The sequence below is a fragment of the Mesorhizobium sp. M0751 genome (assembly GCF_040320265.1).
Classification (GTDB): domain Bacteria; phylum Pseudomonadota; class Alphaproteobacteria; order Rhizobiales; family Rhizobiaceae; genus Mesorhizobium.
In genome coordinates this window covers 56,842-70,958 of record NZ_JAMYPH010000018.1, presented here as the reverse complement: position 1 = coordinate 70,958, position 14,117 = coordinate 56,842, and the positions used below count along the sequence as shown (strand labels likewise).

8 protein-coding genes and 1 pseudogene are annotated in these 14,117 nt (G+C 59.3%); 5 read left to right on the top strand and 4 right to left on the bottom strand.

Annotated features, from left to right (window positions below):
- Window positions 1-41: 41 nt before the first annotated feature.
- Window positions 42-1,910: an ABC transporter ATP-binding protein gene (locus NKI19_RS24450; protein WP_352566033.1), complete on the top strand. Its 1,869-nt coding sequence runs from the start codon at window positions 42-44 to the stop codon at window positions 1,908-1,910.
- Window positions 1,910-3,805, top strand: coding sequence for an ABC transporter ATP-binding protein (locus NKI19_RS24445; RefSeq protein WP_352566035.1), 1,896 nt, complete (start codon window positions 1,910-1,912; stop codon window positions 3,803-3,805). Before NKI19_RS24450 ends, NKI19_RS24445 begins: the two co-directional genes overlap by 1 nt.
- 609 nt (window positions 3,806-4,414) lie before the next feature.
- Here the strand turns inward: NKI19_RS24445 and NKI19_RS24440 are convergent.
- The 3 genes from NKI19_RS24440 to nifA all read right to left on the bottom strand — a co-directional run bounded on the left by NKI19_RS24440 (window position 4,415) and on the right by nifA (window position 8,694).
- Window positions 4,415-5,455 carry an LLM class flavin-dependent oxidoreductase gene (locus NKI19_RS24440; RefSeq protein WP_023678254.1) on the bottom strand — a complete coding sequence of 347 codons (1,041 nt, stop codon included), beginning with the start codon at window positions 5,453-5,455 and terminating at the stop codon, window positions 4,415-4,417.
- Between the two features lie 91 nt (window positions 5,456-5,546).
- Window positions 5,547-6,686 carry a histidinol-phosphate transaminase gene (hisC, locus tag NKI19_RS24435; protein WP_023678255.1) on the bottom strand — a complete coding sequence of 380 codons (1,140 nt, stop codon included), beginning with the start codon at window positions 6,684-6,686 and terminating at the stop codon, window positions 5,547-5,549.
- 235 nt (window positions 6,687-6,921) lie between these two features.
- Complete coding sequence (gene nifA / locus NKI19_RS24430) at window positions 6,922-8,694, bottom strand: nif-specific transcriptional activator NifA (protein ID WP_352566037.1); 1,773 nt, start codon at window positions 8,692-8,694, stop codon at window positions 6,922-6,924.
- Window positions 8,695-9,692: 998 nt separating this feature from the next.
- Between nifA and NKI19_RS24425 the strand changes: the two genes are divergently transcribed.
- From NKI19_RS24425 to NKI19_RS32905, 3 genes and pseudogenes are all read left to right on the top strand, one after another.
- Window positions 9,693-11,021: a dicarboxylate/amino acid:cation symporter gene (locus tag NKI19_RS24425; RefSeq protein WP_352494958.1), complete on the top strand. Its 1,329-nt coding sequence runs from the start codon at window positions 9,693-9,695 to the stop codon at window positions 11,019-11,021.
- Window positions 11,022-11,323: 302 nt separating this feature from the next.
- Complete coding sequence (locus tag NKI19_RS24420) at window positions 11,324-12,355, top strand: LacI family DNA-binding transcriptional regulator (protein ID WP_352542066.1); 1,032 nt, start codon at window positions 11,324-11,326, stop codon at window positions 12,353-12,355.
- 445 nt (window positions 12,356-12,800) lie between these two features.
- Window positions 12,801-13,038: pseudogene (locus tag NKI19_RS32905) on the top strand (IS1634 family transposase); the annotation flags it as partial.
- Window positions 13,039-13,154: 116 nt separating this feature from the next.
- Here the strand turns inward: NKI19_RS32905 and NKI19_RS24415 are convergent.
- Window positions 13,155-14,084, bottom strand: a complete 930-nt coding sequence (locus NKI19_RS24415; protein WP_352494956.1) for a LysR family transcriptional regulator — start codon at window positions 14,082-14,084, stop codon at window positions 13,155-13,157.
- Window positions 14,085-14,117: the final 33 nt, after the last annotated feature.

The following is a 14,117-nucleotide window of genomic DNA, read 5'->3' as shown; positions in this document are numbered from 1 at the left end:
GGCTTGCCTCGAAGGCGAAAAATGCAGTCGGGAATACACCCGTGAGCAGTGATGCTATCGGCAGCGCAACGAACGCTCTAAATTCGTTGACCCATGTGGAAGTGGCGCGCTGGGGCCGGGATTTGAGTACGCTGTTGCGCATCACGCGTATGAATTTGCGGCATCCCTGGCAGGTCGCCTTCGCTATGGGCTCGACGGTCCTGGCGGCAATCCTCCAGTTGCTCATTCCCCAGCTTCTCGGCCGGGCCGTCGACCTGACCCAGACAGCCATCGGGGGCGGTGTCGCGGGGACCGCGGCAGGACAAGCGCTCTGGATCCCGGCTCTCCTGCTGCTCGCCGTCAGCGCGCTACGCGGCCTTTTCACGATGGCGCAGAACTATTTTGCCGAAGCCGTCGGGCATCATGTCGCGTACGAACTGCGGCTCGCCTACTACGACAAGATCCAGCGTCTCAGCTTTTCCTTTCACGACCGGGTCCATTCAGGCGATCTGATCACCATCGGAATGCTCGATCTCCAAGGCGTGCGGATGTATTTTTCCACCGCGCTCGTTCGCGTGCTCCTGCTCACCATGCTGATCGGGATCGGCGCCTACATGATGATCTCGACCGATCCCATGCTCGGCCTGGTCGCGCTGAGCTTCGTGCCTTTTGTCGCCTGGCGCTCATCGGCCACACAGCTTAGGCTGCGCGCCACCTGGCTCGACCTGCATGAGCGGCTTTCAGTACTAAGCCGCGTGATGGAGGAAAATCTCGCAGGCATCCGCGTGGTCCGCGCTTTTGCGGCTCAAGCCTATGAGATGCTGAAGTTCGACGGCGCTTCCAAGAACGCGCTCGACCTCGCCCACGACCGAGTTGACATCTACGTGCCCAGCACGTCGGCGATGACCTTGTCCTTCTTTTTCGCAATGGGATTGGTGCTCTGGATCGGTGGCAGCAAGCTCGTCGCTGGCGAGATAAGCGTCGGAACGGTGGCGACCTTCCTGACCTTCATGACAATCCTGCAAATGCCAGTCCGCCAGATCGGCCTCATGGTCAATGCCTTTGCCCGCGCTTCTAGCTGCGGTTCGCGGCTTTTCGGTCTCCTCGACCAGGAGATCACAATCAGGGATGCTCTCGAGGCCAGACCGCTCGAGATAAGCGACGGCACTCTGCGCTTCCACAATGTCTCGTTTGCGTACCCCAGCGCCGAAAACCGCGCCATTCTGAAGAACCTCAGCTTTGAGGCCCGTAGAGGCGAGACGATCGCGATCGTCGGTCCGCCGGGTTCGGGCAAATCGACGATAGCTCATCTGGTCCCCCGCTTTTATGACGTGACCGGTGGCGCCATCACGCTGGACGGCCAGGACATACGCAATGTCACCCTCGCGACGCTTCGCAAGGCGGTCGCCGTCGTACAGCAGGATGCATTCCTATTCACCACTACGATCGAGAACAACATCGCTTATGGCGATCCCTGGGCGAAGAGACAGCGAATCGAACGCGCTGGCGAATTCGCCCAGCTCCACAACTACATCCTCGGGCTCCCAGCGGGCTACGAGACGGTCGTGGGCGAACGCGGCGTCTCTCTCTCCGGCGGCCAGCGCCAGCGTCTCACGATTGCTCGCACCATGATGCTGCGCCCCTCCGTCGTCGTTTTCGACGACTCAACGGCCGCGATCGATGCCGGCACCGAGCAGCGCATCCGCGCGGCGATGCGGCGCTTCGCCAAGGATCGGGTGACGATCATCATCGCGCACCGGCTGAGTGCGCTTGTGCATGCCGATCAGATCCTTTTTGTCGATAACGGCGAAATCGTAGAACGCGGCACGCATCAAGAGCTTTTGGCGAAGCGGGGACGCTACAGGGCCCTTTACGATCTCCAGACGCGCCCGGGTGATGACAATATGACCCAGTATGGGGGCGCCCGCTGATGACGCAGGGCCGCGCCGGCGAAGTCGAAGCCGAACGTGACGACGGTAGACGCCCTCCGCGCGCGGTTGTCGGCTCGCACCGCATCGAGGAGGAGATGTTCGGCCGGGCTTTCGACAAGAGCATCCTCCGGCGCATCTGGGCTTTCGTCCGTCCCTATCGGGCCAGGGTAGTCATCACGATTGCAGCAATGCTGATCTTCACCGGGACGCAGCTTCTCATCCCGTTGATCATCCGCTACGCGCTCGACCAGGGCATGAACCCGGCAAGGACCGATCGCTCAGCCCAGCTCGCGGCCGTCGGCGCGTTCGTTTTGGCGATTTTGGTCAATTTCGCTGCCGGCTACATGCAGGAAACCGTGGTTGGGAAAGTGGCCGAAACTGTCCTGTTCGACATCCGCCGCGCCATGTTTGGCCATCTGCAGAAGGTTTCGCTCTCCTTCATGGACAAGACCGAGGTCGGACGCCTCATGTCGCGCCTGCAAGGCGACGTCAACTCCATACAGGAATTCCTCGAAACCTCGGTATATTCCGTAGGCGATGTTGCGCTTCTCTTCGGCATCGTTTTCGTAATGCTGTGGCTCGACTTCCGCCTCGGCCTCCTGACGCTCTCGGTTCTGCCGGTCCTGGTGATCGTCCGCATTGTCTGGCTGCCGCGTGCCCGCGACGCCTTCATGGCCGCACACGAGACTAATTCCGTCGTCAACGGCGCGCTGGCCGAAGCCATTCACGGCGTGCGCACCGTCCAGTCAATGGACCGCCAGCAGGTGAATTTCATCCTTTTTGACGACAAGGCCCATGCCAACCTCAGGACCCACCTGATCGCTGCCAAATATGCACTGGTCATGGTGCCTATCGTCGATGGCCTCACCGGCCTCGCCATGGCCGCCGTTATTGTGGTCGGCGGCTCGATGGTCATGAATGGCCGCATAGATGTGGGCGTATTGGTTGCCTACCTATTTTACATCCAGCGCTTCTTTGACCCGATCCGCTCACTCACCCTGCAATATTCGGTCATGCAGCGCGCCATGGCCTCAGGCAAGCGCCTGACCGATGTGCTCGACGTCAAGATCGATGTTCAGGACAAACCCAATGCCGAGGTGCTTTCGCCCGAAATGGACGGCTCGGTCGAGTTCAGGGACGTCACCTTCGGCTACAATCCGAACCGTTCGGTGCTGAAAAATGTCTCCTTCCGGGTCAATCCCGGCGAGACGGTCGCACTGGTCGGGCCGAGCGGTTCTGGCAAATCGAGCGCGATGGCCCTGGTCCACCGCTTCTATGATGTTCAGCAGGGCCAAGTGCTGGTCGGCGGACATGATGTGCGCGATCTCACCCAGGAATCGCTCGGCCGCCAGGTCGCCATGGTGCTGCAGGAGCCGTTCCTGTTCACCGGGACGGTCTTCGAGAACATTCGATACCACAAGACGGAAGCCACGCGCGACAAGGTGATCGAGGCCGCCAAGGCGGTCGGCGCCCACGACTTCATAATGAGCCTCGCCGACGAGTATGAGACCCAACTTGGCGAACGCGGCGACAACTTATCTCTCGGCCAGCGCCAGCTTATCAGTTTCGCCCGCGCCCTCGTCGCCGACGCCAAGATCCTCGTGCTCGACGAAGCTACCGCCAACATCGACAGCTACACGGAAATGCAGATTCAGAAGGCTCTGATAAAGCTGCTTGAAGGGCGCACTGGCCTCGTCATCGCCCACCGTCTTGCCACGATCCGGGGTGCCGACCGCATCATCGTGCTTCAGAATGGCCAAGTTATTGCGACTGGCAACCACGATCAGCTAATAGCCATGGGGGGCCTGTATTCCAAACTCTACAATCTCAACTACGCCTCCTTTGACGATATTCCAGAACACGATACGACCGTACAAGCCGGCTCCCAGACCTGACGTCTTGGCGGCCTTGTGGTACTGACATTGACTTCGGGCGTGCCGGCGGACACTCAGGCCGCCGCAGACGAGGAAGCAGGCAGCATTCATGCAAAGCACTCGCGCGGATCGTGAAGACCGGCTGCGAACGATTTCCTCCAGCGTCGTTATCCGACCGCGGTGCACGCCGCGACATCGGGCGAACTCGCTCCAGGTGGTGTCGCTCGGCGTAGCAAAGCCGCTCGCGAGCGCGCCCTCAACAGCGCCGTAGCGAGTGACGGCTTTGCTACCGCCGAGCCGCTGATGAAGCTGGATGCGGGAGCGGCCACCGGCGCCGCCCCGGTCGAGAAGACCCTCTTGCGGCGGGCTATGGGCAACGATCAGCGCGAGCGCGACGAGCAGATGCGTGCCGGCATCGTGACGCGCTCGGCCATCATCTCCTTAGGATCGTGCAGTCTCACACCGTGCCCAGATGCCGGCCAACGCACAAACCTGGTAATCTGTGCCGCCGGCTCGTCGTCAGTTTGGCCTCCCTCACGATTTCCCAATCCCCACCACGTGCACGCTCGAGCAATGTGAGGGAGCGCTGTTACAACGATTTACCTTCGGATCAGACCGCGAATTTCATGGTCAGCCAAGTCGAGCCATGATTTCGGATTGAATGGTCGTCGCGGTGTACAGGGAAGCATCGAGCGGCAGATTCCCAAATGCCAGTTGACAAAGAAGGTAGTTAGCACCTGCCTCTTCCAACTGACTGAGCAGAGCTTCTCGCACAGACGCTGCTGATCCTACCACGCACAATTCACTCTCGACTGCCGCATCGAAGGTCAGCGGCAGGTTGGGTGGAGTGGGGATAGCGTTAAGCTCGTAAAGGAATTGGAAGCTCTTGAGCCATCGTTCGTAAGCAGGTGCCGCGAGCGAATAGGCATGTGTGTCACAACGCCCAACCACGACCATGCGGAGCAATCCAATAAATGGCGCTCGATCGCCCGCGCCAGTGTTGTCCTCTTGATAGGCGCGGAACGCATCAGTAGTTTTGCGAACAGAAGAGGAAGGTCCTACACACGCGATATTTGCTCCATTCGCAGCGGCCCAGGCTGCGGACTCGGGTCGATTGGCGGCGACCCATGTCGGCGGATGTGGACGCTGATGAGGTCTTAGCGTCAAAGGAACGTCATTGAGCTCAAAATGGCGGCCTTGATAGCACAGCGTGCCAACCTTCATGGCATTAACAAGTATTTCAACAAGAATTTCGCTGGCTTCCGCATAGCGGCCCGGCACCGCGTCCGCACCAATCCCGAAGTAACCCAATTCGATCGGGAGAGCACCGCGCCCTATGCCCAGTTCGAGCCTGCCACCGCTCAACTGGTCCAGCATACAGATCTCTTCGAACGCACGCAGCGGATGATAAAGCGCAAGCAGCATCACCAAGGGTCCGAGACGCAGGCGCCGGGTGCGCTGGGCGACGCTCGATAAGAACAGATTCGGCGATGGACCTCTCCCATGGGGGGTACAGTGGTGCTCTGCGAGATGATAGGCATAGAACCCTAGCTGATCGCACGCCTCTGCTAATATCAGGCGATCTTCGTACTGCCGGGCGATATCGAGGCCGTCCTCGTCCAGATGATCGAAGATGCCGAAGGCTAGGTTTGAAGGAAAGACGTTTGTCACTCGATATTGTCCCCGATTTTAAAGAAAAATGTTGTCGTGCTTGGGTGACCAAGCAAGCCTAAAGATAGCAATGTGTGATATCGGATTAGCGTCAGCGTACCGAACGAGCAGAGCCTGACGCTCCCCTGCCCGTGGTGCTTGGTATGTTTAAGCTTCCAACTATATCGCGAGCGGCAGCAAGAAATGCATCCAATTGCTCTTTTGTGCCGATGCTGACGCGGATGCAATGTTCCAAACCATTGTCCGGAAAGTAGGCAACGAGTATCTTTTGCCTTTCCAAGGCTGCTTGCCACCATGAGCCGTCCTGTCCCGCTGGCACACGGGCTAGCAAGAAATTTGCGTGGGAGGGCGTTACGGAAAATCCAAGTTGCGACAGTGCGGCTGTCACTCGCTGTCGTTCATGTCTGATGTGCTTGTGGTTCTCTGCGTAGGCGCCGCGATGCGCAAGCACGCTGATACCAACCGCATGCCCGATCACGTTCATGTTGAAGACGTTCTGGATGTTGCGCAGCCTGCCAATAATCTCAGGGTGACCGAAACCGAAACCGACGCGAATGCCGGCGGCGGCATAGCTCTTCGAAAATGTTCTCAAGATCAGAAGGTTCGAATAACGGTTGATGAGGCGCAGCCCGTGATCGGGTGCAAAGTCGACATAGGCCTCATCAAGGACGACCAGGCGATCCGATTGTGCCACGAGGCGTTCGATATTGCTTATCGAGAGGAATGTTCCGGTCGGATTGTTTGGATTGGCCACCAGAATGAACTTGGCGTCTTTTGCCGGACCGGAAAGCAATTGCTCCATTGGCAGCGAATGAGTTTGACATCCGATCTCGAGAAACTCAGCACCATGCAACATGGCAAGCTTGCGGTTGAACGAAAACCCTGGCGATATCATCGCCACCTTGTCGCCAGGGGCGAGGAAAGCTCTGTAGATGAGTCCGAGCAGTTCAGACGACCCGTTGCCTGCGATGACCTGATCCGTGGATACCCCATAGGTATTGGACGCTGCTTCCCTCAAGCTGATGTTATCGTCGTCCGGATACAGATACTGGCGATTTAGGGCCGCCACTGCACTTTGCATTATAATTGGCGGCAACGGAAACGGGTTCTCATTCGTATTCAGCTTGACAAAACTTTTGTCCGGCGCTGGTCCGTTGGACGGCAGAGCATCTAACTGTCGCGTCCCTTGCGGAAGAGACGAAAGCACAGCTTGCAGTTTTGCATCGGACATATTTTATCTCCGTTTCAGTCGCACAGGGGCATCCGTATGAGCTCGCAACGAGAGCAACATGGCGGACGGATTGACGATGGCAGCGTCGCCTTTCACAAGATGGTCGCAACGCCGGCTGCCACGGGAATTCGGCCAGGCTGTCCTCGGTCGAATCGACTTGACGCGGACGCGGATCTGCATCCCTGCGCGGGCCAAGCCGCTAAGCGGTCTCAGCTAATCCGCCTGAGTCATGCTTTCACAGACGCTTGACCTCGATGCCGTATTTCCTCAGCACGTAGCCAATCTGGCGCGGGGTCAGTCCAAGCAGGCGCGCCGCCTTTGCCTGCACCCAGCCACATCTTTCCATGGCAGCAATGACGCGCTCGGCGTCGGTGGTCCTCGCGCCCAATGAGTGGGTTGCTCCGGCAGGCGGGACTGTGGTGGCGGCCGAACGAGCGGCCGCATCCGGCGGCGTGGCCGGATTCACTGCCTCTGGGAGGATTGGCGCTGGTTGCAGCGCGGCCTTGCCCGATCTGCTCTTCCGCAGCGCCTCGGCAAAGCATTGGTCGTGGGAGCACGCAAAGTCGTTTCTCCCGATTGATCGTCCCTCCGCCAGGATCGCTGTCCGGTGCACGCAATTTTCAAGCTCGCGAATGTTGCCGGGAAATTCACATTTCATCAGTACTTCAATCGCACGCGCATCGAAGGTCAGCGTACGGCCGTTCTCATCGTTGAAATTCTTGAGAAACTCAGCTGCGAGGAGCGGAATATCGCTGCGCCTTTGGCGTAATGCCGGCACCAGCAAGGGAACCACGTTGATGCGATAATATAGGTCGGCGCGGAACTCATTCCTTGCAACCGCCTCTTCAAGGTTCCTATTCGTGGCGGCAATCACGCGAACGTCGACCTTGATGGTCTGGTTGCTGCCGACGCGCTCAAACTCCTGCTCCTGCAGCACGCGCAGTAGCTTTGCCTGGAAGGAGGCCGAGATCTCGCCGATCTCATCCAGAAACAACGTCCCCTTGTCGGCGAGCTCAAAGCGACCCTTGCGGGAATTGAACGCGCTTGTGAAGGCACCCTTCTCATGACCGAACAATTCGGATTCCAGGACTGTCTCTGGCAGCGCTGCACAATTGAGTTTGATGAAGGGCCGCTTGGCGCGCGGCGACAACTCGTGAATTGCCTTCGCGACCAGCTCCTTCCCGGTACCGGATTCGCCTCGCAACAGAACCGTGGTCTTTGCCTTAGCTACCACTGCGATCTTCTCGAGCAGCGCGCTTAGCGCCGGACTGTCGCCAATCATTCCCTTGACGTGAACCTTCTTGCGCTGCGGTGCAGGGTGCTTGACATCAGAGAATTGCGTTTGCAGCCGATCTTCCACCTCCGTCGGTCGTTCGCGGTCGCCCGCGGAGAAGCGGTGCAACTTGACTGTCTGTCCCACCATGTTGGCTATCATGGTGAGCAGCCGGACATCATAATCGAGCCGATACGTTGACCTGCTGTCCAAGGCGCGGTCGATAGTCAGCGTGCCTACGGCGTTCCCATCAACACGAATGGGAACGCCGATGAAGGACACGGTGTCGGAGGCCCCAAGCACCTCTATGTCAGCGGCAGTGAAGGCCGAATGCACCGCTATGTTCTCGGCGACGAGCGGCGTGTCCGTCGTCACAATCAGATCGATTGCCTTGCGCGGCAGGCGCATCCGGGAGCGCTCATCGCTGTTCTCGTCGCAGCCGGTGACTACGGTGATGTCCAGTACGCCCTCAGCGTCGAAGAGAGCGATGATGCCGTGCCGCATCTGCACAAACGAGGGCAGGAGATCGACGACCTTGGCCAACGTGACTTCGAGCCGGGCGGGGTCGGTGAGTACTTTCGATATTTCGAAGATGCCGGTAAGCGCGTGCTCGTGCGATGGCACAAAAGGGACCGCGGTGTTCATCTCGGACTTTGGGTAAGCCCTTTTCGCATCCGGAAGCGAAATGCGGCACTCGCTGGCATTTTGTTCTGATTTGGGAATGTTGTGGTGCATATGATCCTCGATCTCGCGCCATGAAATGCATGCCGGCGGCATGTGCGCCCGCGACGTCGCGGGCAAGCGCGAAAATGCTCTGACGTGAACTCGTGCCACCGCCGTGTGGTCGAGTGCAAAGCGGGTCGACCCCTGACGCATCGCTTGGCTCTCCCTCCACGAAGCTTGGCCACGTTCTCGGCTTGCACGGGGGCAACCACACGTTGATTTTCAAAAGACTGGAGCGAGGCGGGATAGTCAATCGAGCTTTCTTTCATTCGTGAAAGGAAACCTCGCGGCCTATGATAGAATTCATCAGTTCTAATTTTTGTCGGCGATGTTGAACGACAGAAATACGGCGCCGGCGATGCGGTGCCCGAGCGGCTGACCGCGCCGAGTTGCCCGGCCGTGCCAGTCACCAGCGCCTGCGAACCAGGGGCGGGAGCGATAATCACTGCCGACGACACTGGTCGGTCGCGGCAACCGCCATTTCCTCGATATTGATGACGGAGATAAGGCGGCGGCATCGCGTGTGAAGGCGCGAAGCTGGCGGTCGAGCGCGGCTTTTTCGGCGGTGCTCGGAACTTCTGAACCGCATCGTCGCGGTCAGCACCAGCGGCGTCAATCCCTACGTCTCGACGTCGCTTTCAAGCTGTCGCTGCAGCGGCAGCGCGGCAAAGAACACGGCAATTCTCCGCTCTGGTGCCAGCGATGCGGCCCTTCCCAAAGTCGGCAAACCGAGGAGCCCACCACGATGTGCAGCAAAACCGCAAGCCAGAGAGATCGACCGGCAATCTGCCGGAGAACATCAAGCGCGTGCTGGACGGCGGCCTTGTCATTCCCGTCTTGTGCCACCGCATTCATCCCATCATTGGCGAGCCAACGTCAGTTCAGGTCATGCGGATCCATTTGGCATGGGTATTGCGGCGGCGTTGGTGCAGCGTTCGACCGGAGCGCCGCGATAGGGAGAAGCCCGGGAGAAGTCACGCCACCTCGATCCGGTCAGGGAGAGAGAAACAGTGTCAGCTGCACAAGTCCGCGGCGCGAGTCCCGCGCCCCGCAAACCCTTCTATGCCAAGCTTTACGCGCAGGTGCTTGCCGCCATCGCCCTCGGCGTCGCAATTGGCTATTTCTATCCGGGGACCGGCGAGAGCCTGAAGCCGCTGGGTGATGCCTTCATCAAGCTGGTCAAGATGATCATCGCGCCTGTCATCTTCCTGACAATTGCGACCGGCATTGCCGGCATGAACGATCTTCACAAGGTCGGCCGGGTCGCCGGCAAGGCAATGGTCTATTTCCTCACCTTCTCGACGCTCGCGCTGATCGTCGGCCTGATCGTCGCCAATGTCGTCCAGCCTGGCGCCGGCCTCAACATCGATCCGGCCTCGCTCGATGTCCAGGCCGTGAATACCTATGCCGCAAAGGCCCACGAGCAGTCGGTCACCGGCTTCCTGATGAACATCATCCCGCCAACGATTGTCGGTGCCTTCGCGGAAGGCGACATCCTGCAGGTGCTGTTCTTCTCGGTTCTGTTCGGCATGGCGCTCGCGATGGCCGGAGAGACGGGCAAGCCTGTCGTTTCCTTCCTACAGGCGCTCATCGCGCCTGTCTTCAAGCTCGTCGGCATTCTCATGAAAGCCGCGCCGATCGGCGCCTTCGGCGCAATGGCCTTCACCATCGGTAGATATGGCATCGGTTCGGTCGTCAACCTCGCGATGCTGGTCGCGACGTTTTATTTCACCGCCTTCCTCTTCGTGTTCGGGGTTCTCGGCGCGGTCTGCCGCTACAACGGCTTTTCGATCTGTTCTCTCATTCGCTACATCAAGGAAGAGCTGCTGCTTGTCCTCGCAACGTCCTCCTCGGAGGCCGCGCTCCCCTCGCTCATGCAGAAGATGGAGAAGGCGGGCGCCAGGCGTTCGGTTGTGGGTCTCGTCATCCCGGCCGGATATTCGTTCAATCTGGACGGCACGAATATCTACATGACCCTGGCGGCCCTCTTCATCGCGCAGGCGACGAACACGGATCTGTCAATCGGCGATCAGGTGCTGCTGCTGCTCGTTGCGATGCTTTCCTCCAAGGGCGCTGCAGGTGTAACAGGTGCGGGCTTCATCACCCTGGCTGCTACGCTCGCCGTAATTCCGAGTGTTCCCGTTGCTGGGATGGCACTGATACTCGGCATCGACCGCTTCATGTCCGAATGCCGGGCGCTGACGAATTGCGTTGGTAACGCAGTGGCATCCCTCGTCGTCGCCCGCTGGGAAGGAGAATTGGACCAAGCCCAGATGAAAGCCGCCTTCTGCGGTCATCAGCTTGCCGAGGCACCAAACCGGCTACCCCCCGCCCAGTAAGGGCGACGCACCGCGACCGGTTTCGCCAAGCTGGTCACATGACCTGAACGATCGACTCGCAGGCTCTAAACGGCGCCTCACGGACCATGTATCAGAAGCGCTAAATGTGTGAGTGCAAATCATCGCCGCCCTAAGCGAATGAACCTTCCGTTATACCCGGCCGGTCTACGTCTGGAGTAGCCCAATACGCTGTCGATCATTCAGTATGCGGGCGTCTTCACTTTGCCCACCCGAAAGCATTGTCGAATCGCGCTAGGTGACAGAGAGCCAGCCTGCGTCAAAAACCAATCAGAATAGGACCCATGACCAAGCGCCCCACAATTACCGATCTCGCCCGCGAAGCCCGAGTCAGCGTAGCAACGGTCGATCGGGTTCTGAACGCCCGCCATCCGGTGCGCGAGGAGACCGCGCGGCGGGTCCACGACGCCGCCCACGCGATCGGCTATCATGCTGCCGGGCTCATCAAGCAGCGCTTGCGGCGAGACCTACCGTGCTACCGTCTGGGCTTCATCTTGAGAAAACCGGCCCAGCATTTCTACCAAGACTTTGCGCGCGAGGTCGAAGCGTCGGTCAATTTGGCCCAGTCCTTCCACGGCATTCCGCTCATCCAATTCGCCCCGTCACATATGCCGAACGACCTAATCGCACCGCTCAAGGATTTGGGCGCACGCTGCCATGCGATCGCGATGGTGGCACCGGACCACCCAAAAATTACAGCAGCGGTTGAGGACCTCAAGGCCAAAGGCATTCCGGTTTTCTCGCTGCTTTCCGACTTCGCCGCCGGCGTGCGACAGGGCTATATCGGCCTCAACAACCGCAAGGTGGGGCGCACGGCCGCTTGGATGGTGTCCAAGGTCGCAAAACGGCCCGGCAAGGTGGCGGTGTTTGTCGGTAGCCATCGTTTCCAGGGGCACGAGCTCCGTGACGTCGGCTTTCGCTCCTATTGCCGTGAGAACGCGCCGACGTTCGAGGTGCTCGATCCGCTTGTGAACCTGGAGAAACGGCAGGTCACCTACGAGGCAACGCTTGATCTCATGCAGCGGGAACCCGAGCTCGTCGGCTTCTATGTCGCCGGGGGCGGCATGGAGGGCGCCATCTCCGCGGTCCGGGAAGAGGGTAAAAGTCGCGATCTCGTCGCGATCGTGAATGAAATCACGCCGGAATCTCGGGCGGCACTCGCTGATAACATCATCACGATGGCGGTCGCCACGCCAATGCGCCGGCTTTCCCAGGAGCTGATAACGCTGATGACGCGGGCTATCGAGACCGGCACTGCTGAAACACCAGGACAGACATTTCTGCCGTTCGACATCCATCTGCCGGAAAATATATGAAACTGATGGCTTCTATCGTAAGCGGGGAGTTTCCTTTCATGAATGAGAGAAAGTTGATTGATTATCCCATCCACGCGGGGTAGCCGCACCCCACAGGCCTCAGCCGCGGCCCAGCATGAAGCGCCGATTGGGTGAACGGATCGGCCGCGCGTTCAGCCCGAAGCGCGAGGTAAATTGCCTACATCCGCAGCGTCGACCTCGACCGGCTTCATTGCCAACATCTCGACCTTGTCGGTGCAGGGCGGTGTCGTCAAGGATGCCTCACGCCAGTAGCCGAGCGAGGCCGGCACAGTCCATTGGTATCGACCTCGTCGACCGCCATCTCCTCGCCTGGCCGCGTGAAAAGCCGCGGCATGGCCGGCAAAGTTGGCATTTGAGTGGGGCTAAACACCTTCTGGGACTTCGCACGCGAAATCGGAGGCGGCAGTCAATTCAGTACCAACCCGGACATGTGTTCTGCTCGTTCCTGGCCCTCGTACTCAGCAAGGAACTGCGCCGCTCTACCGGGCCAAAGGCCTGACGCCCGAATGGCAACCGCTCCTAAGCGATCGCGACCGCCTCCAGGAAGCCACCATCGAAAAGGATGCTCGCGTCGTCACCACCACGTCACGGCCAAAGTGGGCAACGTTTTGAAGGCAGCTGGCATCGCTCTGCCACACAACCTGGACGAACAACTCGCCTGAGATCACCCCCAAAACGTAGTGGTAACACGCGCCGGAGCGCGCCTAACATGCTGATTAATGACATATTCTTACGGGCGGTGTTTAACTGCCAGGTCGGATGGTCGTGCCCGAGACGCTCAATAGCTTTCAGGCAAAGGCGCCAGGCGAGATGCCTCCTGCAACATCATTTCCCGCATCCACAGGCTTGCCGGATCAGTGTTGTGAAGCGCAGGCCATTGGACGGCCTCCGTGAATGCGGGATGAGGAAGTGGCGGCGGAAGTCCGACAATCCGCAGGGGTGTTGTTTTTGCGAAATGCTGCGCCAGCCGTAAGGGCATGGTCCCGATGCGGTTGGTGCCTGATAGGACCGGCGCGATCAGGCTAAAGCCCTGTACGACGACCTCGATACGTCTCTCGAACCCGTGCTCGAGCAAATACCATTCCTCCATGGTGGGCTGCCGGGTGTGCCTGAATTTGAGCACGACATGCCCCATCGACAAGTATCGCTCGAATGTAAGTGGCTCTGACAGCTGCTTGTTCGTGCCGCAGCCTACGCATACGAGCATATCTTCGAACAGGGCTGCGCGAGGATGTTTCGACATGAACACTTCCGGCATAATCAGAAAATCAACGTCGCCGCGCCGGAGAAGCTCCTCGGGGTCGTCGCAAATAGGCAGACATTCGAAGCGGACGGCGGGAGCTTCCCGCGCAGTACGCTCTACGATCCTCTTAAAAAGCACGAGCGTGAGGTAATCGGAAAGCATGATTCGGAAGAGACGATCCGATTGGGCTGGGTTAAAGGCGTCGGAGGAAATAATCGATAGCTGGATGTGCAGCAATGCGTCCCGGACTGCTGGGGCAAGCCCCTCCGCGCGCGGTGTCAAAATGAGCTCGCGGCCGTTCATCGTAAATAGCTCATTGCTGAAGTAGGCGCGTAACCGAGCGACGGCGGCGCTCATGGCCGGCTGGCTCAGATTAATACTGTTGGCCGCGGCAGTGACTTTACGCTCCCTGATCAGAGCGTCCAGCACAACGAGGAGATTCAGATCCAGCCCCTTAAACCGCATATCCTGATCTATCCAGCGTGTGGATGGGCATCA